Annotated in this window: 21 protein-coding genes; 13 read left to right on the top strand and 8 right to left on the bottom strand. The window is 71.8% G+C overall.

Annotated elements, in window-relative coordinates:
• Positions 1–575: 575 nt before the first annotated feature.
• On the top strand, positions 576–1,589 hold the full coding sequence (locus ACIBK5_RS22170; RefSeq protein ID WP_399021596.1) for a hydroxyacid dehydrogenase: 1,014 nt from the start codon (positions 576–578) through the stop codon (positions 1,587–1,589).
• 187 nt (positions 1,590–1,776) lie between these two features.
• Here ACIBK5_RS22170 and ACIBK5_RS22165 read toward each other — a convergent pair whose 3' ends face one another.
• A complete protein-coding gene (locus ACIBK5_RS22165) occupies positions 1,777–2,334 on the bottom strand; it encodes a hypothetical protein (RefSeq protein WP_399021595.1) in 558 nt (185 codons plus the stop codon).
• A gap of 522 nt (positions 2,335–2,856) precedes the next feature.
• Here ACIBK5_RS22165 and ACIBK5_RS22160 point away from each other — a divergent pair.
• The 6 genes from ACIBK5_RS22160 (at position 2,857) to ACIBK5_RS22135 (ending at position 10,781) form a co-directional block, all read left to right on the top strand.
• Complete coding sequence (locus tag ACIBK5_RS22160) at positions 2,857–3,945, top strand: LacI family DNA-binding transcriptional regulator (protein WP_399021594.1); 1,089 nt, start codon at positions 2,857–2,859, stop codon at positions 3,943–3,945.
• A gap of 377 nt (positions 3,946–4,322) precedes the next feature.
• Positions 4,323–5,660 carry an ABC transporter substrate-binding protein gene (locus ACIBK5_RS22155; protein ID WP_399021593.1) on the top strand — a complete coding sequence of 446 codons (1,338 nt, stop codon included), beginning with the start codon at positions 4,323–4,325 and terminating at the stop codon, positions 5,658–5,660.
• Between the two features lie 7 nt (positions 5,661–5,667).
• Complete coding sequence (locus ACIBK5_RS22150; protein WP_399021592.1) at positions 5,668–6,552, top strand: carbohydrate ABC transporter permease; 885 nt, start codon at positions 5,668–5,670, stop codon at positions 6,550–6,552.
• On the top strand, positions 6,552–7,469 hold the full coding sequence (locus tag ACIBK5_RS22145; RefSeq protein ID WP_399021591.1) for a carbohydrate ABC transporter permease: 918 nt from the start codon (positions 6,552–6,554) through the stop codon (positions 7,467–7,469). Before ACIBK5_RS22150 ends, ACIBK5_RS22145 begins: the two co-directional genes overlap by 1 nt.
• A gap of 84 nt (positions 7,470–7,553) precedes the next feature.
• On the top strand, positions 7,554–9,185 hold the full coding sequence (locus tag ACIBK5_RS22140; protein ID WP_399021590.1) for a glycoside hydrolase family 43 protein: 1,632 nt from the start codon (positions 7,554–7,556) through the stop codon (positions 9,183–9,185).
• Positions 9,186–9,356: 171 nt separating this feature from the next.
• Positions 9,357–10,781: a Gfo/Idh/MocA family protein gene (locus ACIBK5_RS22135; RefSeq protein WP_399021589.1), complete on the top strand. Its 1,425-nt coding sequence runs from the start codon at positions 9,357–9,359 to the stop codon at positions 10,779–10,781.
• 13 nt (positions 10,782–10,794) lie between these two features.
• Here the strand turns inward: ACIBK5_RS22135 and ACIBK5_RS22130 are convergent, their stop codons facing one another.
• Both ACIBK5_RS22130 and ACIBK5_RS22125 read right to left on the bottom strand, forming a co-directional pair.
• On the bottom strand, positions 10,795–11,448 hold the full coding sequence (locus tag ACIBK5_RS22130; protein ID WP_399021588.1) for a hypothetical protein: 654 nt from the start codon (positions 11,446–11,448) through the stop codon (positions 10,795–10,797).
• Positions 11,449–11,461: 13 nt separating this feature from the next.
• Positions 11,462–12,916: an alpha/beta hydrolase gene (locus ACIBK5_RS22125; protein WP_399021587.1), complete on the bottom strand. Its 1,455-nt coding sequence runs from the start codon at positions 12,914–12,916 to the stop codon at positions 11,462–11,464.
• Between the two features lie 303 nt (positions 12,917–13,219).
• Here ACIBK5_RS22125 and ACIBK5_RS22120 point away from each other — a divergent pair, with 303 nt between their 5' ends.
• Together ACIBK5_RS22120 and ACIBK5_RS22115 are read left to right on the top strand one after the other, a co-directional pair.
• Positions 13,220–14,263, top strand: coding sequence for a LacI family DNA-binding transcriptional regulator (locus tag ACIBK5_RS22120; RefSeq protein ID WP_399021586.1), 1,044 nt, complete (start codon positions 13,220–13,222; stop codon positions 14,261–14,263).
• 435 nt (positions 14,264–14,698) lie between these two features.
• Positions 14,699–15,112 carry a helix-turn-helix domain-containing protein gene (locus ACIBK5_RS22115; protein WP_399021585.1) on the top strand — a complete coding sequence of 138 codons (414 nt, stop codon included), beginning with the start codon at positions 14,699–14,701 and terminating at the stop codon, positions 15,110–15,112.
• A gap of 28 nt (positions 15,113–15,140) precedes the next feature.
• Here the strand turns inward: ACIBK5_RS22115 and ACIBK5_RS22110 are convergent, their stop codons facing one another.
• A complete protein-coding gene (locus tag ACIBK5_RS22110; RefSeq protein ID WP_399021584.1) occupies positions 15,141–15,677 on the bottom strand; it encodes a peptidoglycan-binding protein in 537 nt (178 codons plus the stop codon).
• Here ACIBK5_RS22110 and ACIBK5_RS22105 point away from each other — a divergent pair.
• The gene (locus tag ACIBK5_RS22105) at positions 15,655–16,035 is read left to right on the top strand and encodes a DUF5954 family protein (RefSeq protein WP_399021583.1); all 381 of its coding nucleotides are present in this window, start codon (positions 15,655–15,657) and stop codon (positions 16,033–16,035) included. The two genes, ACIBK5_RS22110 and ACIBK5_RS22105, sit on opposite strands and share 23 nt — an antisense overlap.
• A 58-nt stretch (positions 16,036–16,093) precedes the next feature.
• Here ACIBK5_RS22105 and ACIBK5_RS22100 read toward each other — a convergent pair whose 3' ends face one another.
• Positions 16,094–16,501, bottom strand: a complete 408-nt coding sequence (locus ACIBK5_RS22100) for an SRPBCC family protein (RefSeq protein WP_399021582.1) — start codon at positions 16,499–16,501, stop codon at positions 16,094–16,096.
• Between the two features lie 129 nt (positions 16,502–16,630).
• Between ACIBK5_RS22100 and ACIBK5_RS22095 the strand changes: the two genes are divergently transcribed.
• Positions 16,631–17,035, top strand: a complete 405-nt coding sequence (locus tag ACIBK5_RS22095; RefSeq protein ID WP_399021581.1) for a VOC family protein — start codon at positions 16,631–16,633, stop codon at positions 17,033–17,035.
• On the opposite strand, the gene ACIBK5_RS22090 is transcribed toward ACIBK5_RS22095, so the two are convergent.
• Positions 17,015–17,704: a helix-turn-helix domain-containing protein gene (locus ACIBK5_RS22090; protein WP_399021580.1), complete on the bottom strand. Its 690-nt coding sequence runs from the start codon at positions 17,702–17,704 to the stop codon at positions 17,015–17,017. The two genes, ACIBK5_RS22095 and ACIBK5_RS22090, sit on opposite strands and share 21 nt — an antisense overlap.
• A 29-nt stretch (positions 17,705–17,733) precedes the next feature.
• Positions 17,734–18,669, bottom strand: coding sequence for an AraC family transcriptional regulator (locus ACIBK5_RS22085; protein WP_399021579.1), 936 nt, complete (start codon positions 18,667–18,669; stop codon positions 17,734–17,736).
• Between the two features lie 247 nt (positions 18,670–18,916).
• Between ACIBK5_RS22085 and ACIBK5_RS22080 the strand changes: the two genes are divergently transcribed.
• On the top strand, positions 18,917–19,762 hold the full coding sequence (locus ACIBK5_RS22080; protein WP_399021578.1) for an NmrA family NAD(P)-binding protein: 846 nt from the start codon (positions 18,917–18,919) through the stop codon (positions 19,760–19,762).
• Positions 19,763–19,774: 12 nt separating this feature from the next.
• On the opposite strand, the gene ACIBK5_RS22075 is transcribed toward ACIBK5_RS22080, so the two are convergent.
• Positions 19,775–20,941 carry a YihY/virulence factor BrkB family protein gene (locus ACIBK5_RS22075; protein ID WP_399021577.1) on the bottom strand — a complete coding sequence of 389 codons (1,167 nt, stop codon included), beginning with the start codon at positions 20,939–20,941 and terminating at the stop codon, positions 19,775–19,777.
• A 52-nt stretch (positions 20,942–20,993) separates the two neighbouring features.
• Here ACIBK5_RS22075 and ACIBK5_RS22070 point away from each other — a divergent pair, with 52 nt between their 5' ends.
• Entirely contained in the window at positions 20,994–22,628 is a 1,635-nt protein-coding gene (locus ACIBK5_RS22070) for an acyl-CoA dehydrogenase family protein (protein ID WP_399021576.1), read from the top strand.
• Positions 22,629–22,661 lie beyond the last annotated feature (33 nt).

Genomic DNA, 22,661 nt, shown 5'->3' with positions numbered 1-22,661 from the left:
CTTGGCAACCGGTTGTTGTGCGTGGGGCAGAGCTTCTTCCGGACGGCATGGCGCGTCAAGAGCCTTGACGAATTTTCGAAAAGACTGTGTAACCTCGGCGTCATCAGCCTGAGGACGGGTCAGACCTGTTTTCGGCCGAAGCGATCAAGCCATCGAAGAGTGCCCCCGACCGGCATGACCAGGGACGTCTCCGCGCTCGACTCGGCAACAACTGTGGAACCGGTTGTCGACGGGATCGCCCGGACACCGAGATCTCGACAGCGGCCACACAGGCTCCGCCCTCCCCCACCGAAACCTCAGTAATCGATTTCTACGACTATGTCTTCTGCCGAGCCACCCCGGCGGGATCCCTCGGGTCCGATCCGCCCGGTCACACCCGGCCCGGCTCCCTCACCCCACCGACCTCGCCCTCTCGCGTCGCGCCACGACCTGCGCTCATCACGGGCGTTGCGCCGAACCGGCACCTCCCGCCGAGATCCCCGCCCAGCCGATTGACCGCCGCTTCCCGGCGGATCTACGGTAGAAGACGCTTTCTGAAACAGTTTCCGTCCTCCGCCCTCTGCTCCAGGAGAGTCATGCCCAGCCCTCAGCTGCCGCGGACCGTGTTCGCGATGGACCCGGTGCACCTCCCGCTGCTCTTCCCTCCGCCGCTGATGGAGCGACTGAGGCGCACGGCCGACATCGACCCCGGGTTGGTGGTGCGGGACTTCGCCGATCCGGCCGCGGCCGGTGCCCTGGCCTCGGCCGAGGTGCTGATCACCGGCTGGGGCTGCCCGCACCTGGACGCCGGTGTCCTCGCGGCGGTCCCGAAGCTCGACGCCGTGCTGCACGCGGCCGGCTCCGTCCGCTCCCTGGTCGGCGAGGCCCTGTGGGAACGCGGGGTCACCGTCTCCAGCGCGGTGACGGGCAACGCCCTGCCCGTGGCGGAGTACACGCTCGCGATGATCCTGCTGGTGGGCAAGGACGCCTTCGACCACCGCGAGCACTTCCGCAGCACCCATGCCTACCCGGGCCCCGCGGAGACCGCCGCGACCGGCAACCTCGGGCGCCGCGTCGGGGTGGTCGGCGCGTCCCGGGTGGGCCGCCGGCTGCTGGAGCTGCTGCGGCCGTTCGACCTCACCGTCCTGCTGCACGACCCGTATGTGAGCCCGGCCGAGGCCGCCGCGCTGGGTGCCGAGTCACTGTCCCTGGAGGACCTGCTCGGACGCAGCGACATCGTGAGCCTGCACGCGCCCGACATCCCCGAGACCCACCACATGCTCGACCGCGACCGGCTCGCCCTGGTGCGGGACGGGGGCGTGCTCATCAACACCGCCCGCGGTGCGCTGGTCGACCACGAGGCGCTCACCGGTGAGCTGCTCTCGGGCCGGCTCAGCGCGGTCCTCGACGTCACCGACCCGGAGCCACTGCCCGCCGGCTCGCCGCTGTACCACCTGCCCAACGTGTTCCTCACCCCGCACATCGCGGGCTCACTGGGCAACGAACTGGAGCGGCTCGGCCGCATCGTGGTGGAGGAACTGGAGCGCCTGGCGGCGGGCGCGCCACCGGTCCACGAGGTGCGGCGGTCGGATCTGGCACGGGTGGCGTGACGCCGTGGCGGGCGGGCGGTCCGGACTCACGGCAGGGGCGGGAGCGGCCTGTCTCCCCGGCGGACAGGCCATGACAGGCGGGCCGTTCGGCGACGCGGCAGAGATCCCGCGGGCGATCGGGCCGGGCGGCGGCGGTCGGGCGGCCGGGTGCCGGGAAAGGGGCTCGACGTCGGCCGGCGAAGCGGCCTCAGTCCGGGGACGGCCTTGTCACTCCCAGGTCCTCACGCATCGCGGTGCGCAGCCTGGACAGGTCCTGCCAGCCCTGCCTGATCGGTTCCCGCACGCCCTCGATGTCGTCGCCCTCGCGTGTGGTGCCACGGGTCAGGCGAGCCAGGACGCCGTACACGGAGTTCAGGTCGCTGTCGACCCGCTTCACCTCTGTCAGCACGCTGTCCGGCACGATCATCTGGGCCTCGGCGTGCCGGCGACGGTAGTCCACGCGGGCCGCCTCGACCGTGGCCAGCGACTCCTGCGGGTCGTACCCGATGCGCAGGACGTGGGAGTGGTCGTTGAGGGTCGCCAGATAGTGGCGGGCGGCGGCGTTGAACTCCGTGTACGCCGCTCGGCGGGTCTCCCGGCCCGACTCCGCGAGCTGGGCGGCGATCTCGGCGCGGCGCGTTCCTTCGAGCCGTTCCCACTCCTCGCGGCGGGACGCGTCCCCGCGGCGCTGGGTCAGCCACGCCGACCCCAGCGTGCCGCCCACGCCCACCATCGCCGCGAGCAGGCCCGCCACCGCCGAGTCCATCGCGCCTCCCCCGTGTCGCCGGCGCTTCCGTACCGCCGCTAGGGGGCTTCTGATGGATCTCCGTGGAAGAAGGAGCGGCGTTCGGTGCGTGCTCTCGGCGTGCCGGGCGGAAGGCCTCTATGGGGGTCCCCCCGCTCGAGCGAAGCCGAGAGTGGGGGAGGAGCTACTAGGCCTTTTGTCCGGTGCGGCGAGAGTGCGTGCCGGGCGTCGCGACGCCGCGGAGATCCATCAGAAGCCCCCCTAAGTGTGCCTGCCGGAGGGACGCCGCCACAGACCGCGTCACGGCCCGGTGGCCGACGCTGTGAGAGCGCGGCGCGGCTCGTCGCCGCACGACGGGCGATTCCTGCACATGTCATGCCGGGCAGGCTCGTTCGACCGCTGTCCACAGGCCCTCCGGCCCTGGAGTAACGATGGGATACGGTTTCCGCACGACGCGGGCACGACCGCCGCGGTCGGCGCGGCCGGGCCCGCCGCCGGCCGGACGGCGACAGTCCGGGCCACTACCGCGAAGGAGCCGCAAGGGTGAGTCAGCGCAAGGCGACGAGTGACGCCGGCCGGGCGACCATCCGCGACGTCGCGGAGCGCGCGGGCGTCTCCGTGGCCAGCGTCTCGCGGGTGCTGTCGGGCAACTACCCGGTGTCGGAGGAGCTGCGCCGCCGGGTGATGAAGGTGGTCCGGGACCTGGACTACGTCACCAACGCCCACGCCCGCTCCCTCGCCGGCGGCGGCACACCGACGGTGGCGATCCTCATCAACAACATCACCGGCGCCGCGTTCGCGCACGTCGCGAAGGGCGTCGAGGGCGCCGCCACACTGCGCGGCTGGCTCTCCCTGGTCGGCACGACCGGCGACGACCCGGAGCGCGAGCTGGCCCTGGTGAACATGATGCGGCAGCAGGGCGTGGCCGCCGTGATCCTGCTCGGCGGCGCCTACGACTACGACGAGTACCAGCTGCGCATGGCCCGCTTCGCCCGCTCCCTGGACGCGGCCGGCTCGCATCTGGTCCTGGTGGGCAGGCCTCCGCTGGAGGGCGACGTCCCGGCGACGACCGTCGACTACGACAACGAGGGCGGCGCCTACGCGATGGCCAGCCATCTGCTGTCGGCCGGCCACCGACGCGTCCTCGTCCTGCCGGGCCACGCGGAACTGACCACCGCCCAGGGCAGGTTGAAGGGAGCACAGCGGGCCTTCGAGGCGTACGGCGTGCCCTTCGACCCGGGCATGGTCCGGCACGGGCCGTACGACTACGAGCACGGCTACGAGGCGGTCGAGGCGGCCCTGCGCGACACGCCGGACTTCACCGCGGTGCTCGCCGGCACGGACGTGGTCGCCGCGGGCGCCGCGCAGGCCCTGCGCGCGGCGGGCCTTCGGGTACCGGAGGACGTCTCGATCGTCGGCTACGACGACATCCCGCTCGCCTCCCAGCTCACGCCCCAACTGACCACCGTGCACGTGCCGTACGAGGAGATGGGCCGGGTCGCGCTGCGCGCGGTGGCCGACCGGCGCGAGGGCGGGGCGGGCCGCCGCAAGAGCGCCGACGGCGACCATCTGGTGCTGGGTACGCATGTCGTGGTCCGCAACTCGGTGCGGCCGCCGGCGACACGCGTCTGACGACGAAGCTTCGTTACGTAACCGTTTTCCAGAGACTTTACGGCCCCGCGCGGATCCCGGCGGCGCGCCCGCCGCGCCACGGACCGGTACCTCTGGAAACGCCTTGACCTGTGCGTATGCCGTGCCGGACGCGGGGCCTCGCCATACGGCCCGCGTCCACCCGCCGGACGATCCGCCGTAACAAATTGCCGCGCACCTCTTGCTCTGAGCGGATCCGTCCGCCTACCGTCCCAGCAACCGCTTACTACAGCTTCTGCTTGGCCGACCCCCCGCAACCGCGAGCCGACGGTTTTCCGGCCGCCGTTCCCGGCCGGCACCACCGAGCCGCCGCCGTCCTCTCGTTCTGAGAACGTCCTATTCCGAAGGATCACGGTCAGATGAACTTCACCAGCCCCCGGAGAAGGTTCGCCTCCGCCGCTGTCGCGGGCATCGCGCTGACAGGTCTGCTCTCCGCCTGCGGCGGATCCGGCTCGGGCGACGACGCCGCGTCGAAGTCCGGTCCGGTCACCCTCCCCTTCTGGGGCTGGGCCAACGGCCAGGAGGCGGTCGTCAAGGCGTTCAACGCCTCGCACAAGGACATCCGGCTGAAGTACACGAAGGTCACCGACCAGCTGACCATGCAGAAGCAGCTGACGAACGCGGTGAAGGCCGGCAACGCCCCCTGTCTGGTGCAGAACACCGCCGAGTACGTGACCAGCTGGGTGTCGCAGGACGCGCTCGCCGACATCACCCAGTATGTCGAGGGCGACAAGGACGAGTTCAACACGGGCGCCTGGGCGAGCGCGCAGGTGCAGGGCAAGCTCTACGGCGTCCCCACCAGCTCGGCACCCCAGTTCACGATCTACCGCACCGACATCTTCGAGAAGTACGGTCTGAAGCCCCCGGCCACCTGGGACGACTTCATCGCCGCCGGCAAGGTGCTGAAGAAGCACGGCATCAAGATCACCAACTACGCCGGTGAGGACCCGAGCACCCTGGAGGTGCTCGCGATGCAGGCCGGGGCGCACTGGTACGCGATCGACGGCAACGCCTGGAAGGTGGACTTCCAGGACGAGGGCACCCTCAAGGCCGCGAAGGTGATCCAGGAGATCATCGACAACGACCTGAACGCCAAGCTGTCCTTCGCCGACTACGCGGCCGTGCAGCGCAGTTACGACACCGGCGCCACCGCGACCCGGCAGATCTCCACCTGGCAGATGGCCGGCATGGTGCAGAACTTCACCAAGTCCTTCGGCGACTGGGCCCTGGCCCCCTGGCCGACGTACCAGGGCGAGGCGGCAAGGACGCCTGCCGGTACGAACCTGACCGGCAGCGTCACCCTGGTGACCAAGCAGTGCGAGAACCAGGAGCAGGCGGCGAAGGTGGCGCTGTGGATGTCCACGAACCAGGACGCCGTCAAGACGATGGCGAGCCCGGAGACCGGCAACGGCGTGATGCCGGCGCTGAAGGACAGCGGTTCCTACGTCGGTGAGTCGATCTCGCGGAAGCTGCTCGGCAAGAACTACGAGCCGGCGCAGAAGGTCGTCACGGACAGCCTGGGCACGGTCACCACCGACTGGACCTACGGGCCGAACTGGACCGCGATGTTCACCGAGCTCCAGGCGGGCTGGGCCAAGGTCGTCAACAAGCAGGAGAAGGTCACCGACCTGCTCGCGCACATGCAGGAGTGGACGGTCAAGGACCTGAAGTCCCGCGGTATCAGCGTCAAGGGCTGAGGCATCGATGACTCGCTCCCTGCGCTGGAAGGGCGCCGCGTTCACGGTGCCCTTCCAGCTCGGCTTCGTCTTCCTCTATCTGCTCCCGATCGGCTACGCCGTCCACGAGTCGCTGTTCACGGAGAAGCAGTCCGGGCTCGGCCTCGGCGGCGCGACGACGGAGTTCGTCGGGCTCGACAACTACACGCAGGGCCTGAGCGACTCGGCGTTCATGAACTCCATCCTGCGGGTGGTGCTCTTCGCCTGTGTCCAGATCCCGTTCATGCTGCTGGTCAGCCTGCTGCTGGCGCTGTTCCTGGACGCGCTGACCTCCAGGGCGGCGAGCCGGTTCCGGATCCTGCTGCTGGTGCCGTACATGATCCCCGGCGTGGTCGCGGCGATCGTGTGGGTCAACCTCTACAGCCCGGACGTCGGTCCGCTCACCCCGATCGGCAAGGCCCTCGGCCTCGACTGGAACTTCTTCGCGCCGTCGATGGTGTGGCCGTCCATCGGCAACCTGCTGACCTGGCACGGCATCGGCTACAACATGGTGATCATCTACTCGGCGCTGCAGGGCGTGCCGCGCGAGCTGTTCGAGGCGGCCCGGCTCGACGGTGCCTCCGAACTGCGGATCGCGCGCAGCATCAAGATCCCGTTCGTGCGCGGGGCGCTGGTCCTGACGGGGCTGCTGTCGATCATCCAGATGCTGCAGATCTTCAATGAGCCGGCACTGTTCCGGAACATCACGCCGCAGACGGTCAGCGACAGCTTCACCCCGATCATGATCATCTACAACCAGGCGTTCAACGCGGGCAACTACAACTACGCGGCCGCGCTGTCCGTGCTGCTCGCCCTGATCCTGGGCGTGGCCTCCTTCCTCTTCTACCGGCTCACCTCGAAGGAGGCCGACTGATGACGCTGACCGAGCAGACCGCCACCGAGCGGCCCGAGGTCCGGGGTGTGCGGCGCCTGTCCCGTCCGGATCCGGCCTCGCGCGGGCGGGGCGGCCAGCGCTTCCTCCTCGTAGGGCTGGTCCTGGCGAGCGTGTACAGCCTGTTCCCGGTGTACTGGCTGATCGTCGCAGCGACCAAGGACCGCACGGCGCTGTACCAGAGCAACGGACTGTGGTTCTCGGGCTGGCATCTGTGGGACAACCTGCACCAGGTGTTCACGTACCAGGACGGCATCTTCCTGCGGTGGACGGCCAACTCGTTGCTCTACGCCGGTGCCGGCTCGCTCGGCGGCACGCTGATCGCCCTCGCGACCGGTTACGGACTGGCCCGCTTCGACTTCCCGGGCCGCAACGCGATCTTCGCCTGTGTCGTGGGCTCGTTCCTGATCCCGATCGCGCTGCTCACGCTCCCGCTGTATCTGCTGTTCTCGGCGATCGGCATGGTGGACACCCCGTGGGCAATGCTGATCCCCTGCCTGATCAACCCGTTCAGCGTGTATCTGGCCAAGGTGTACACCGAGGCCACGATCCCCTACGAGCTGCTGGAGGCGGCCCGGATCGACGGCGCCGGCGAGCTGAGGATCTTCTTCAGCATCGTGCTGCGGATGATGACGACGGGCGGCGCGACGGTCTTCCTGCTGGCCTTCGTGAACACCTGGAACGCCTTCTTCCTGCCGCTGACCGTGCTGCGCGGCAAGGAGAACTGGACGCTCAACCTCGGCCTCTACAACTGGACCGGCACGCGTCTTGAGTCCGGCATCGACCTGACCGGTCTGGTGCTGACCGGCGCGCTGCTGTCCATCGTGCCGATGGCGATCATGATGGTCGCGATGCGCCGCTACTGGCGGACGGGCGTGACGCTCGGCGCCCTCAAGTAGCCCTTCTCTCCCGGCTCCTGGGGGCCGCAGGTGACCCCGATTCCCTGCGGCCCGCAGGTGCCCACCCCGACCCGGAGCCCTCACGTGACCGTCCTGCGCAACCCCGTCCTGCGAGGCTTCGCCCCCGACCCCTCACTGGTCCGGGTCGGCGACTGGTACTACGTGGCGACCAGCTCCTTCGAGTGGTTCCCGACGATCCCGGTCCACCGCTCCCGGGACCTGGCCCACTGGGAGTACGCGGGGCATGTCGAGGGCGCGGCTCCAGGGGGCTCGCTGGCCGGGGTGCCCGACTCGGGCGGCATCTGGGCTCCGTCGCTGAGCTGGGACGGGGAGCGGTTCTGGGTGACGTACACCGTCGTACGGTCGGTCGGCACGCCGTACTTCGATCTCGACACGTACGTCTCGACGGCCACCGAGGTCGGCGGCGAGTGGAGCGCCCCGCGCCGGGTGGCGAGCCATGGCTTCGATCCGGCGCTGTTCCACGAGGACGGCCGGCTGTGGCTGCTGAACCTGCAGAACGACCACCGGCCGGGAGGGCGGCGGTTCGCGGGGATCGTCGTCACGGAGCTGGACCGGGACACGCTGACACCCCACGGGGAGACGTGTCTGCTGCTCCAGCACGACCGGCTGGTCGAGGGGCCGAAGCTGCTGCGGCGCGACGGCTGGTACTACCTGGTGCTCGCGGAGGGCGGCACGGGCTGGGAGCACGGGGTGCGGGTGGCCCGCAGCCGGGAGCTGACCGGGCCGTACGCACTCGACGACCGGCCGCTGCTGACGACGCGGGACGACGAGAGCGTGCCGTTGCAGAAGGCCGGGCACGGCGAGCTGGTCGAGACGGCGGACGGGCAGTGGCTGCTCAGTCATCTGACGGCCCGTCCGCTGCACACGCGGGAGGGCCGTCGCTGCACGCTCGGCCGGGAGACCGCGATCCAGGCGGTGACCTGGGACGCGGAGGGCTGGCCGCGGCTGCGGCAGGGCGGCTGGCACCCGGCGGTGGACGTCGAGGTGCCGACCCGGCCGCAACCACTCTCCTCCCGGCCGCACCCGCTGCCGGCCCCTCCGGTGCCCGTGCCTCCCGCCGCCCCTCCCGAGGGCTTGTCCTGGCCGTGGAGCACCCTGCGCGAGGCGCCGGACCCGTCCTGGACCGACACCACGGCGCGGCCGGGCTGGATCCGGCTGCGCGGCCGGCACGGCCCCGAGTCCCGCTGGGCGACCAGCCTGCTGGCCCAGCGCGTCACCGAGCACCGCGCCGAGGCCGAAGTCACCGTCGAGGCACGGCCGGTGACCTTCGCCCAGGCCGCGGGGCTGCTGCTCCGGTACGACGCCGAGGCGTATCTCAGCCTGGACCTGACCTGGGCGGAGCCCGAGGGCGAACCGCAGCGTGGGCAGCAGTGGGGCGGGGGTGGCCGTACGGTGCTCAGCCTTGTGGAGCGGGATGAAGCCGGTGCGCGACAGGTCGCGGTGGTGGACGTGCCGGTGGCGGGTCCGGTGACGTTGGGCGTGACGGTCGAGGGTGCCGACGCCCGCTTCTGGTACGTACGGGGCGGGGTGCGTACGGCGGTCGGACCGGCCCTGGACTTCAGCCGGCTGTCCGACGACCACGGCTCCCGGCTGCGGTTCACCGGTGCGATGGCGGGCATCCACGCCCGGGACCTCGTCGACGCGGCGTTCACGGCGGACTTCACCGGGTTCCGGCTGACCTGCGTGTCCGACTGAGGGCGTCGGCGCGTTCGGGGTTTCGACCAGCGATGCTCGATCCTGCTCGGAACTGCTTTCTATCGAGCACATATTGACATGTAGCTGCCGAAGCCCCCAGAGTCATGCCCCGAAAGTCCCGACAGTGCCCCGGCAGTGATGCGAGCCACCCCACCGAGGAGTGTTGCCGTCATGTCCAGAACACCCGCTGTCTCACGCCGACTTCTCCTGGGCGGAGCCGTCGCCACCGGTGCGCTCGCGACCGGGATGACCGCGGCGGCCCCGGCCACGGCCGCCACGACCGGGCAGGCGCCCCGCCGCCGCCCCGGGCAGAAGTCGATGATCGGCGTGCCGTTCGAGGCCCGCAGAACCGTCCGGGTCGGGGTCATCGGACTGGGCAACCGTGGCGGTGGCATGGTCGAGGGCTGGGCTGCCGTGCCCGGCTGCACCGTGACCGCCGTCTGCGACATCCGGGCCGACCGGGCGCGCCGCGCCGCCGACCGGCTGGTGGGCAAGGGCGAGCCCCGCCCCGCCGAGTACGGCGGTTCAGCCGAGGCCTACGCCCGGATGCTCCGGCGCGACGACATCGACCTGGTGTACGTCGCCACGCCCTGGGAGTTCCACTACGAGCACGGCAGAGCCGCCCTGCTGAGCGGCAGGCACGCGGTCGTGGAACTCCCCGTCGCGACGGAACTGCGCCAACTCTGGGACCTGGTCGACACCTCAGAGCGCACCCGCAGGCATCTGCTCCTCGCCGAGAACTGCTCGTACGGCCGCAACGAACTGGCCATGCTGCGGATGGCGCACGCCGGCGTGTTCGGCGACATCACCAACGGCCACGGCGGCTACCTCCACGACCTGCGTGAACTCCTGTTCTCCGACACCTACTACACCGACTCCTGGCGGCGCCTGTGGCACACGCGCAGTACCGCCTCCCTCTACCCCATGCACGGGCTGGCCCCGATCGCGGCGGCCATGGACATCAACCGCGGCGACCGGATGGCCACACTCGCCGCCAGCGCGACGGCCCCGAAGGGGCTCGCCGACTACCGCGAGCGCTTCGTCCCCCGGGACCACCCGTCCTGGAAGGAGACGTACATCAACGGCGACCTGGTCACCTGCCTGATCGAGACCGAGAAGGGCAGGGTCATCCGGGCCGAGCACGACGTGAGTTCACCCCGGCCGTACAGCAGGATCAACACCCTCGCCGGCAGCCGCGGGATCGTCGAGGACTACGCCGGGCCCGCCCCGACCGGCGCGCGCGTCTACCTGGAACCGGACCACGGCGGCCACACCTGGCGCGACTTCGCCGACTACCGCAAGGAGTACGACCACTGGCTGTGGCGCAAGGTCGGTGACGACGCCGCGAACAACGGCGGTCACGGCGGTATGGACTACGTCCTGCAGTGGCGCACCGTCCAGCTGATGCGCGCGGGACTGGTGCCCGACATCGATGTGTACGACTCGGCCGCCTGGTGCGCGGCGGTCCCGCTGAGCGCCGCGTCCCTGGCAAGGAACGGCCGCCCGGTCGAGATCCCGGACTTCACCCGCGGCGCCTGGGCCGGCAAGAGGCCCGGGCTGGACTCCAGCCCCACGGACATGCCGCCCGCCCGCTGACACGAGCGGCCGCTCAGCCCGCCCCGCCGTCGAGCAGCCAGTTGTAGCGCAGCCGCAGCGCCCGCTCGGTGCTGGCCGCCACGGTGACGAGCCCGACCACGGCGTTGGCCGCCGCCGACAGATCGATCGGCGAGACGAAGGTCCCGACGTACTGGGCGAGGCCCTCCGGATCCCGGGTGATCTGTTCGGCGAGTTGCAGGATCAGAAGAGCCAGGCCGATGCCGAGCACGGTCAGCGAGAGGAAACCGATCCCGTTGCTCAGTGCGGGGTGCGATCGGTCGAGGCGCGCGCGGCGCCCCTCGGCTGAGGCGGGGTCCGGGACCAGCGGGAACTCCGCCCCCTCGACGGTGACGTAGTGGCAGCGCTTCAGCCCGAAGTTGCTCGCCCGCACTTCGACGGTGCCGCCCGGGACGGGGAAGACGGCGGGGACTCTGGACACGGCGTGATGCCTGCCGTCGAGGTACAGATGGGCCTTGACATAGCCGTCCGACCGATTCTGATGCCTGACGTCGACGGCGTAGTCCGTCTGCCGGCCGCCGTCGTTCATCAGCCGAAGATGGAACAGTGCGCGGGTGAGCATCTGCCACCAGCGGAAACGCTTCAACGGTCGTCCGTCCCCGGGCTTGACCCGCTGCACGGCACGGCGATGCCGCCACTCCTTGAACATGGCTCCACTCCCGTTACTTGCCCGGCTCCGCCGCGCAGGCGAGGTCCCGTGACGGGCGCTGCCCGGTGGTCAGGAACTCCGTCACCGCGTCGTTCGCGCAGGTGTTGAGGCCGAACGGATAGACACCGTGCCCGCCCTGGTCCGCCGTCACCATCGTGGCCCGCTTCCCGAACGCCTTCCGCAGTGCCTGGGCGCGGGCCAGCGGTGTCCCCGGGTCGCGCTCGTTCTGCACCATGAGCACGTTCGACGGGCCCCGGTCACCGATCTTCACCGGCTTCTCGATCGGCTTCGGCCAGAACGCGCACGGTCCGATGTTGGCCGCGGACCCGCCCATCATCGGGTACTTCTCCCGGTCGACCGCGACCATCCGCTGGTACTCCTCGATCGTCTCCGGCCAGCGCGCATCGCCGCAGATCACATTGAAGCGGGCGGACATGAGGTTCTCCAGGTTCGCTATCGCCGGCGGGGTGTTGGGCGGCAGCGGCTGATCCTTGTCGAGCGCCTGCCACATCTCGGCCACCGAGGTCATGCCCGCGTCGGAGTAGAGGAGGTCGAAGGTGACCCCGCGGAACAGCGTCGCGTCGATGCCCCGGACCGGCTTCTCCTCCAACCGCTTCGCGAGCTCGAAGAACTTCGCTTTCACCTGCTCCGGTGTGGTGCCCAGACCGTACTCGGGGCGCGCGGCCGCGAACGCCGCGAAGTCCGGGAACCGGTCCTCCAGTCCACGGGCGAGCGACCGCATGGCCGTGACGTCGTAGCCGCCGGGGCCCAGGTTGCTGTCGAGCACGATCCGGTCGCCGCGCTCCGGGAACAGCGTCGTGTACACCGAACCGAGGTAGGTGCCGTAGGACCCACCGAGGTACGAGACCTTCGGCTCGCCCAGTGCCTCCCGGATGCGATCCATGTCGCGGGCGGCGTTCGCGGTGGTGGTGTGCGGCAGCATCGAGGCCGTCTTCGAGGTGGCGCACTGCTTGGCGATGGTCCGCGCCTTCTTCGCCTGCCGCGTGACATCGGCCGCGGTGTGCGCGTACGGCGGCAAGTTGCCGCGGCTCTGCTGTTCCTCCGTCAGGTGGCAGGTCACCGGCGTACTGCGGCCGGTGCCGCGCGGGTCGAAGCCGATCACGTCGTAGGAGTCCAGCACCTTCCGCGGCAGCTTCGAGGCGGCGAGGGCGACCGGGTAGCCGAGCCCCGAGATGCCGGGGCCGCCCGGATTGGTCAGCAGTACGCCGCGGCGCTGCGAGGGTTTCTCGCTCGCCAGCCGCGAGATCGCGATCTCTATCCGCCGGCCGTCGGGATCGCGGTAGTCCAGCGGGACCTCGAGCGTCGCGCACTCGAGCCGGGACGACGCGGCCTTCTCCGAGCACGGGCCCCACCGCACGGTGTCCGGCGCGGCCGCCACCGACACTCCCGGAGAGACGGTCGCCGCCACCGCGGTGGCGGCGAGGGCGAGGGATAAGGCGCGGTTCATCTGGTGTCCTCCTGAGGCGCTCGGGGGCGCCGGAACGGGTGGGTCGGGGACGGCCCCTCGGCGCCGCCGGTCTTTCCTGCGACCCAGTGTTCTGCCGGTGCCGCCGCGTCGGCAGTGAGACTTGTCATCACTGAACGTGACAGACGTCATCACCGCGGCCCGCTCTGCCTGTCGGCGAGCCCTGCCGGCGCCAGCGCGCGCCCGGGGTGTCGTCGACCGGCTTTCGGTCATGTGTCTACCCGCCGTCCTGCCGCAGACCTAGAGTAGGAAGCGCTTTCTGCCCGGTCGAGAGGTGGGTTCCCGATGGTCCGTACGGCGAGTGCGAGCGTGGCGGCAGGTCCGACGCTGGCGGTCGTGGCCCGTGAGGCGGGGGTGTCGGTGCCGACCGCGTCCAAGGTGGTCAACGGCCGGGAGGACGTGGCGCCCGAGACCCGCCGCCGGGTCACCGAGGCGCTCGACCGGCTCGGCTATGTGCGCAGACCCCGGTTCGACGCGGCGAAGGCGCCCCGGCTGGTCGACCTGGTCGTGCACTCGCTGGAGAGCTCCTGGTCGGGCGCGGTGCTGCACGGGGCGGAGGAGGCGGCGCACGACGCGGGCCTGGAGGTCGTGGTGTCGGCCGCGCTGACCCGCTCCCGGGTCGGGCGCCCGGAGCGCGGCTGGCTGGACAAACTGGTCGCCCGGGGCTCCTCCGGGGTCCTGTTCAACCTGGCCGAGCTGAGCGACTCGCAGTACGCCTGGCTGGAGCAGCACCGCATCCCGTTCGTGATGATCGACCCGGTCCAGGAGCCGCCGGAGGGTGTGGTCTCGGTGGGGGCGGCGAACTGGCAGGGCGGTCTGACGGCCACCGAGCATCTGCTGTCCCTGGGGCATGAGCGCGTCGCCGTCGTCGCCGGCGACCGGCGCACGATGTGCAGCAGTGCCCGGGTCGCCGGCTACCGCTCGGCGCTCGTGTCGGCCGGGGTCCGGCACCGCGCCGAGTACGTACGGCACGCCGGTTTCGACGAGGGCCAGGCCCGCCGCCGCATGCTGGAACTGCTCGACCTGCCCGAGCCCCCGACGGCCGTCTTCGTCTGCTCGGACCGGATGGCGCTGGGGGTGTACCAGGCCCTGGCCGAGCGGGGGTTGAAGGTCCCGCACGACGTCAGCGTGGTGGGCTTCGACGACCTGCCCGAGGCCCGCTGGGCCTCCCCGGCCCTGACCACGGTCCGCCAGCCGCTGTCGGAGATGGCCGCGACGGCGCTGCGCGCACTGCTGCGCGTGATGGACGGGCACCGCCCGGAGAGCACGCGGACGGAGTTGTCGACACGGTTGGTGGAACGGGCGAGTACGGCGGCGCCGCGGGCGTAGGGCGTTCGTCACGCGCGTGCGCCGACGGCGCCCCTGTCCGGAACTCGCCCAGACACATGGCGAGTTGGCGAGGACGCTCAGGGCCGTCACCGGTTGGGCGGCGGCCGCAGTGCGCGACAGGACCGACTCGTCATGATCCGCGATGCACGCACGATCACCAGCCGGCCGCGCAGGCGGAGCTCGCCTGCGACCGGCTGAGGTCGGCGTGGTGGCGGTACGCGCTGCTGCCCGGGGGATCGGCTGACGCCACCCGCCTTCGAGGTACCCGGCGCACCGTCCGGCCGGCGGTCGCTCGGCCGACGTTCTCACACCCCCTGGACGCGCCGCGCGCCCGTCGCAGCGGGGAACTGGTCCGGACGGGCCGGCGTCGAACGATGCGGTGGGGAGGGGCCGTTGCCCGGGGGTGGGGTGGCGGCGGGCAGTTGGGGGACGACCATGACACGCTGGCAGCCGCTTCCGGACGCACTGCCGAGGGAGGCACGGCATCTGGTCGAGCAACTGCGGGCCCTGAAGGACCGCACGGGTCTGAGCCTGGCCGAGCTGGCGCGGCGGACGGCGTACAGCAAGTCGTCGTGGCAGCGGTATCTCAGCGGGGCCAAGCAGCCGCCGAGGGGCGCGGTGCAGGCGCTGTGCCGGGTGGCCGGGGCGGACCAGGCGCGGCTGCTGGCGGTGTGGGAGCTGGCCGATCCGACATGGCCGCGCGGTGCGTTGGGGCCGGCGGTGGGCGTCGCGGCGCCGCCGCCCGCTGCCGACTATCGGCGGTGGCGGGCGGCGGCGCTGGTCTCCTTCGCGGTCATCGTCGTACTGCTGGCGGGGCTGCTGTGGGCGCTGCCGCCGTGGAGCGGGTGACCTCGGGGTCACCCGCTCGTCCGGGCACTCAGCCGACGATGCGGTAGTGCGCGTTCTTCCAGGGCCCGACGTTCTTGAGCTTCACCTGGTACTTGCCTCCCACGCGCTTGAAGTTGACGTTCCGCGCGTCGCCCTTGTACTGGACGATGTTGCCCGGGAGGCTCTGCAACCGGGTCTGGGCGAAGTCCCAGCTCTCGCTGACGACGGTGCCGTCGGTCTCGGGGAGGTTGTGCCGGCTCTGCCACCACTGCGTGGCCGACTCGGTCTCCGGTCCGAACGAGCCGTCGATCTGGCTCTTCTTGAAGGGCCGCCACTCTCCCTCGTCGTCCTCCCACAGGGCGCCGTCCGCCCACAGGACGGTCTCCCACAGGGCGATGGCGTTGCCCCTCGCGTAGGCCTCGACGCCGAGGTTCTCCTCGTCCTCCCAGTCGTTGGTGACGGCACCGCCGCCGTCGATGCCGAAGTAGGGAGCGGCGTTCGCGGCCGGTGCCAGGGCGATCCCGGTGGCCCCGCCCCCCAGCAACACGGCCGTCGCCATCGCCATGGCCCGATTGCGCATCCTCATGCGGTGTTCCTTTCCGAACCGCCGTCCCCCGCGGGTCTCCCCCTGGGGCGGCTCGTCTCGTCTGGCACCGCACAGCCTCACGTCCTGCCCCCGGACAGGGCGAGCCTTCCCGGCGTTCAGGGACCACCCAGGGACGACTCGGGCGCGGGGCGGCGGCGTCCCGGCGGAGCGTGGGACGCCCGGGGTCTCCCTGGGCCGGGCTGGGCCGGAAGGCGCCCGCTCTCCCTCCGCCGTCCGCGAGGACTCCGAGCGTGCGGTGACCACCCACCCGGACCCCGTGCTGCTGCCCACCGGGTTCGGCCTGGCATGGGGCCCGACGGCCCCCGGCCGTCGGACATCGACGAGGACGGCCCCATGAAGCTGCACCCGACGATGGACGAGGACGGCACCATCCACGACGAGTCGGAGCCGACGGACTAGGAACCTTCCATCAGCCGCTTCAGGCCGGTGAGGTCGGCGGACACCGCTTCCGCGTCGCGGCGGAACTCCTCGTCGCTCATCCCGGGCCGCCGGCGCAGTGTGAACACCAGCTCGCAGCCGGGGCCGTCGGCGATCACCCGCATCGGGTTGTGCACGGTCTGCCCCGAGGGCAGGGTGACGTCGTGGTCGAGCACGCCGAACTCGTTCCTGGGCGTGAACACGACCACGACCCGCCCCATGGGCGACTCCCCCACCCACTGGCCGTCCACCCGCTCGATGGAGCGCGCCAGTCCGGGTGCCCACCCGGGGGCGTTGAGGGGGTCGCAGACGTAGTCGTACACCTCCTGGGCGGGGCGGTCGATCGGGATGCCGAGGTGCCGGGATCGCTGTGTCGTGGTCGTCATGGCGGCGACGTTACGGGGCGGCCGGGAAGTGGTCTTGAACGGATCGGACACGGGTGCGGGTGGGGGTGGGGGTGCCCGGTGTCCGTTTCCTTCAAGACCGGCCGCCCCGGGCCTGCCTACGGTGGCGCCATGACCGCACGATTCGATGCCATCGGCCTGGTCGTCTCCGACATGGCCGCCTCCGTCACCTTCTACCGCCGGCTCGGGTTCGCCTTCCCGGAAGGCGCCGAGAGCCAGCCGCACGCCGAGGCCGGACTGCCCGGCGGGCTCCGACTGATGTTCGACACCGAGGAGACGGTCCGCTCCTTCCTCCCCGAGTGGGAGCCGCCCGCAGGCGGGGGCCGGGCCTCGCTGGCCCTGCGCTGCGACGGGCCGGCGGAAGTGGACACCCTCTACGAGGAGCTGGTGGGCTCCGGGTACCACGGCGAGCTCAAGCCCTGGGACGCCTTCTGGGGGCAGCGGTACGCCGTCGTGCTCGACCCGGACGGCAACGGGGTGGACCTGTTCGCCCCGCTAGCCGCGTCCGGCGAGTAGCTCGCCCAGCGGCAGGCCAGCCAACTCCCTGACGTCCCGGGACAGATGGGCCTGGTCGGCGTATCCGGCCCGGGCGGCCGTGTCCGCGAAGGGCACCCCGGCCCGGGCCAGTGCGAGGGCGCGGCGCAGCCGCAGGATGCGCGCCAGGGTCTTGGGGCCGTAGCCGAACGCGGCCAGCGAACGGCGGTGCAACTGGCGTGCCCCCAGGCCGAGTTCGTCGGCGGTCACGGCGACCGGGCGGCCCGTGTCGAGGGCCGTGACGACCTGCCGCAGCACCGGGTCCGGGGGTTGGGCACCGGCCGCCTGCCGCAGCGCCACCTCCTCCAGGCCGCTCGCCGGGTCGGGGGCCGCGTTCACGAGGCCGGCCAGGCGGCGCACCCGCGAGGCCGGCCACAGGTCCGCCAGCTCGACCCGGCGGTCACGCAGCTCGTGCGCCGGTACGCCCAGGAGCGCGGGAGCCGTACCCGGGTAGAAGCGGACCCCGGCCCAGGCACCGGCCGCACCGCCCGTGAGGTACGCGTGGGTGTCGGGCCCGGCGACCAGCAGCCGCTCTTCGTGCCACAGCAGGTCCATGCACCCGTCGGGCAGCACCCGGCCCACCCCGTCCCGGTCCGGGGTGTTGGTCCACACGACCGCTCCCGCCAGCCGTGACGCCCACTCCACGTACACGTGTGCCAGGCTACGCCGCCCCTGCCCGGTCACGCCGCCCGCGCCCGGTACTCCACCGGGCTGACGCCGTACACCCGCTTGAAGGCCGTCGACAGGGCGAACGCGCTGCCGTAGCCGACCCGGCGGGCCACCGCGTCGAGGGTGTCGTCGGAGTCGCGCAGCCGGTCGGCGGCGAGGGCGAGGCGCCAGCCGGTGAGGTAGGTCATCGGAGGTTCGCCCACCAGGCCGGTGAAGCGGCGGGCCAGCGCGGCGCGGGACACACCCGCCTTGGCCGCGAGGGAGGCGACGGTCCACGGGTGGGCCGGATCGTCCTGGAGCAGGCGCAGGACACCACCGACGACGGGGTCGGCGAGCGCCCGGTACCAGGCGGGGGCCGCCGCCTCCGGGCGGGCGAACCAGGCCCGCAGTGCGGCGATGACCAGCAGGTCGAGCAGCCGGTCCAGGACGACCTCCTGGCCCGGCTCGTCCCGGACGATCTCCTCGGCGACGTACGGCGTGAGCGGGCAGGCCCACACGTCGGACGGGAGGGTGAGCAGCGGCGGCAGGGCGTCCAGCAGCCGTCCGCTGACCTCGCCCTTCATCGGGTACGTGCCGATCAGCAGCACGGTGGCCCCGTCCAGCCGGTCGCCCCAGGTGCGGACGCCCAGGTCCATGGAGCCGTTGAGGGGCCGTCCGTCGGGGTAGCGGCACTCCTGGTCCGGCAGGATCAGCGCCTGCGGGGCCGTACCGGGGTCGTCGGCGCAGGTGTACGGGTCCGGGCCGCGGGCGATGGCGAGGTCCCCGGCCCGCAGCAGGGCCCGCTCGCCCCGGTCGGGCACGACCCAGGCCTCGCCGCGCACGACGAGCATCACGGTGAGCGGGGCCCGGTCCTCCACCCGGACCGCCCACGGGGGGTCGAAACACGCCCTGATCATGAACGCGCCCCGGGCGCGGGGGCCGTCCAGTAGCCCGGCGACTGCGTCCATGGGGCCAGCTTAGGGGGCTTCTGATGGATCTCCGCGGAAGAAGGAGCGGCGTTCGGTGCGTGCTCTCGGCGTGCCGGGCGGAAGGCCTCGTAGCGGAGCTACTAGGCCTTTCGTCCGGTGCGGCGAGAGTGCGTGCCGGGCGTCGCGACGCCGCGGAGATCCATCAGAAGCCCCCTTAGACGCGGGCGTATGGGAATGAGCCGTTCGGCGATGGTTCCGTGCCGCGCACGGCAGTTGACTCGACGGTATGACGAACACGAAACGGAACACGCGGAGCACGACGGTGGTGGTGACGGGCGCCTCCGGGCGTACGGGGAGCCGGGTGGCGCGGGCCGCGGAGGCCGCGGGGCTCACGGTACGGGCCGCGTCCCGGGCGACCGGTTTCGACTGGTGGGACCGCTCGACCTGGGCGGCGACCCTGCGCGGCGCCGACGCGGCCTATATCGCCCACCCGACGGACGTGGGCGCGCCGGGTGCCGCCGAAGCGGTCGGGGCGCTGGCGCGCGAGGCGGTCGGGCTCGGGGTGCGGCGGCTGGTGCTGCTGTCCGCGCGCGGCGAGGACCAGGCCCTGCCGACCGAGGAGGCGCTGCACGCCTCGGGCGCCGACTGGACGGTCGTTCGGGCCGCGTGGTTCGCGCAGAACTTCAGCGAGGGCCCGCTGGTGGCGGAGCTGCGGGAACGCGGTGAGCTGGTGTTCCCGGCCGACGAGGTGCGGGAGCCGTTCCTCGACGTGCGGGACATCGCCGACGTGGTGGTGACCGCGCTGACGGACGGCGAGCGCTACGTGGGCCGGACGCTCACCCTGTCCGGGGCGCGGCTGCTGACCTTCGGGGAGGCCGTCGCGGAGATCGCCGAGGCGACGGGGCGGCCGCTGACGTACCGGGCCGTCTCCACCCGGGACTACGGCGAGGCCATGGTCGGCTTCGGTCTGCCGCCGGAGGAGGTCGCGGCGATGACCGGCATCTTCGACACCCTCCTCGACGGCCGCAACGCGCACCTCGAGGACGGCGTGCGCGAGGTCCTGGGCCGCGCGCCCCGGGGCTTCGCCGAGTTCGTGCGGGAGGAGGCGGCGGCCGGGACCTGGAAGGCCTGAGACCGCCGGCCGTCACTTCTCCTCGGGCGGCTGCCGCTCCCCGTTGGCCGGCGTGTGCTTCACCTGCGTGTGCTTCACATGGGTGCTCTTCACATGCGTGCGCAGGCGGGCCGAGACGTCCTCCGGGGGGAGGAAACGGGACCAGCGTTCCGGGAACTCGGAGGGCATGTCGGGGTCGGCCTCCCCCGCGGCGGCGGCGCGGGCCACGTACTCGGCGACCTGCGCCTGCCGCAGCCGCTCGTTGGCCTCGCGGGCCGCGGCCGTGGCGGCGGCCGGCCAGACCCGGTCGATGGCGGCGTTGACGGCGGCCCCGACCAGCACGGCGAACGCGGACACACCGATCCACAGCAGCACGGCGACGGGCGCGGCCAGGGAGCCGTAGATCGTGGGGCCCTCGACCGTGCTGGTCAGGTAGATCCGCAGCAGGAAGCTGCCGAGCACCCACATGCCGAGGGCGAAGAGCGCGCCGGGCACGTCCTCGATCCACGGGGAGCGGACGGGGACGGACACGTGGTACAGCGTCGTGAGGAAGGCGATCGACAGCAGGATCACCACGGGCCAGTACAGGACCTGCACGACCGTCGTCGACCACGGCACGATCCGCACCACCGCGTCCGGTCCGGCCACCATCAGCGGCAGCGCGACGGAGCCGACCAGCAGGGCGACGATGAACAGCGCGAAGGCCAGCAGACGGGTCGGGACGATGCCGCGGACGCCGTCGAGGCCGTACATCACGGTGATGGTGTCGATGAAGACGTTCACCGCACGGGAGCCGGACCACAGGGCGAACAGGAAGCCGATGGAGATGACGTCGGGCCGGCCGCCCTTCATCACGTCGTGCAGGATCGGCTCCGCGATCTCCCGCACCCCCTGGTCGGACAGCACCGTGCGGGATGCCTCCAGGATGTTGGCCTGGAGGCTCTCGATGGTGCCGGCGCCGGTCCAGGCGTCGACGTAGCCGAGCAGGCCGATCATGCTGAGCAGCAGCGGCGGCACCGACAGCAGTGTGAAGAACGCGGCCTCGGCGGCCAGGCCCAGGATGCGGTACTCGATGCAGGAGTTGACGGTGTCCTTGAGCAGCAGCCAGGCGGTCCTGCGCTTGGAGACGTTCCGGTAGAGGGCACGCGCCCGGTGGAGGCGCCCGGAGGGGGTGTCGGGGGTTTCACTTGCTGGCTGCACCCCCTAACGGTATCCGTCGCGCCCGACCGCACTCACCCGGTAGGTTCGCAGCATGGCTGGCAGCACCCACACCGTGAGCAACCAGGTCCCGCCGCTGGTCGGGTACGACGTCTTCACGGCCGACCGGGCCCTCACGGCCGCGGTCGAACGGCATCTGGATCCGGATCTGCTCGACGAGGTGCTCGGCGAGCTGTCGGCGCTCGGGCAGGCCTCCGGCTCGGCCCAGGTGCAGGAGTGGGGGAAGCACGCCAACGAGAATCCGCCGCGGCTGCGCACGCACGACCGGTACGGCGAGCGGATCGACGAGGTCGAGTTCCATCCGTCCTGGCACCGGCTGCTCGGCAAGGGCGTCTCGGCCGGTCTGACGGCGGCCTGGGGGCGGCCGGGCGGGCATGTCCGGCGGGCCGCGGCCTTCCTCGTGTGGACGCAGGTCGAGGCCGGCAACGGCTGCCCCCTGTCGATGACGCACGCGGCGGTGCCCGCCCTGCGCACGGACCCCGAGCTGGCCGCCGAGTGGGAGCCGCGGCTGACGTCCATGGTCTACGACCGTGAGCTGCGGCCCGCCCGTCTCAAGGCCGGCGCGCTGTTCGGGATGGGCATGACGGAGAAGCAGGGCGGCAGCGACGTCCGGGCGAACACCACCTCCGCGCGGCCGCTCGCCGAGGACGGGACGTACGAACTGACCGGGCACAAGTGGTTCTGCTCGGCGCCGATGTCCGACGGCTTCCTGGTGCTGGCGCAGGCTCCGGGCGGGCTGACCTGCTTCCTGGTACCGCGCGTGCTGGAGGACGGGACGCGCAACGTGTTCCTGGTCCAGCGGCTGAAGGACAAGCTCGGCAACCGGTCGAACGCTTCCGCCGAGGTCGAGTTCGACGGGACCTGGGCCCGCCGGGTCGGCGAGGAGGGACACGGGGTGCGCACCATCATCGGGATGGTCGCCGCGACCCGGCTCGACTGTGTGCTGGGCTCGGCGGGGCTGATGCGGCAGGCCGTGGCGCAGGCGGTGCACCACTGCGCCCACCGGGAGGCGTTCGGCGGGAAGCTCGTCGACAAGCCGCTGATGCGCAACGTCCTCGCCGATCTCGCCCTGGAGTCGGAGGCCGCGACGACCCTGGCGCTGCGGCTCGCGGCCGCCTACGACGACGGCGGCGAGCAGGAGCGGGCGCTGCTGCGGATCGCGGTACCGGCCGCCAAGTACTGGGTGACCAAGCGGTGCCCGCCGGTGGCGGTGGAGGCGGCGGAGTGCCTGGGCGGCAACGGCTACGTCGAGGAGTCCGGAATGCCCCGGCTGGTGCGGGAGTCGCCGCTCAACTCGGTCTGGGAGGGCGCGGGCAATGTCCAGGCCCTCGATGTACTGCGTGCGTTGCAGCGGGAGCCGGGCGCGCTGGACGCGTATCTGCGGGAGGTCGGGCAGGCGCGCGGCGCCGATCACCGTCTCGACGGGGCCATCAAGAACCTGCTGACCGAACTGGCCGATCTGGAGGGCGTGGAGGGGCGGGCGCGCCGGCTGGCGGAGCGGCTCGCGCTGGTGCTCCAGGGGTCGCTGCTCGTCCGCTTCGCGCCGCCGCAGGTGGCCGACGCGTTTTGCGCTGCTCGGCTGGGCGGCGACGGGGGCGCGGCCTTCGGGACGCTGCCGCACACACTGAACCTGGCGGCGGTCGTGGAGCGGGCGCGTCCGGTCTCCTGACCGGGTGTTCTGATCCGCTTGCGCGGGAGCGGG

It is taken from the genome of Streptomyces sp. NPDC050546 (assembly GCF_044457425.1).
In the GTDB taxonomy this organism is placed as follows: Bacteria; Actinomycetota; Actinomycetes; order Streptomycetales; family Streptomycetaceae; genus Streptomyces.
Note: the sequence above shows the minus strand (reverse complement) of the source record. Positions and strands in the feature narration are given on the sequence as shown.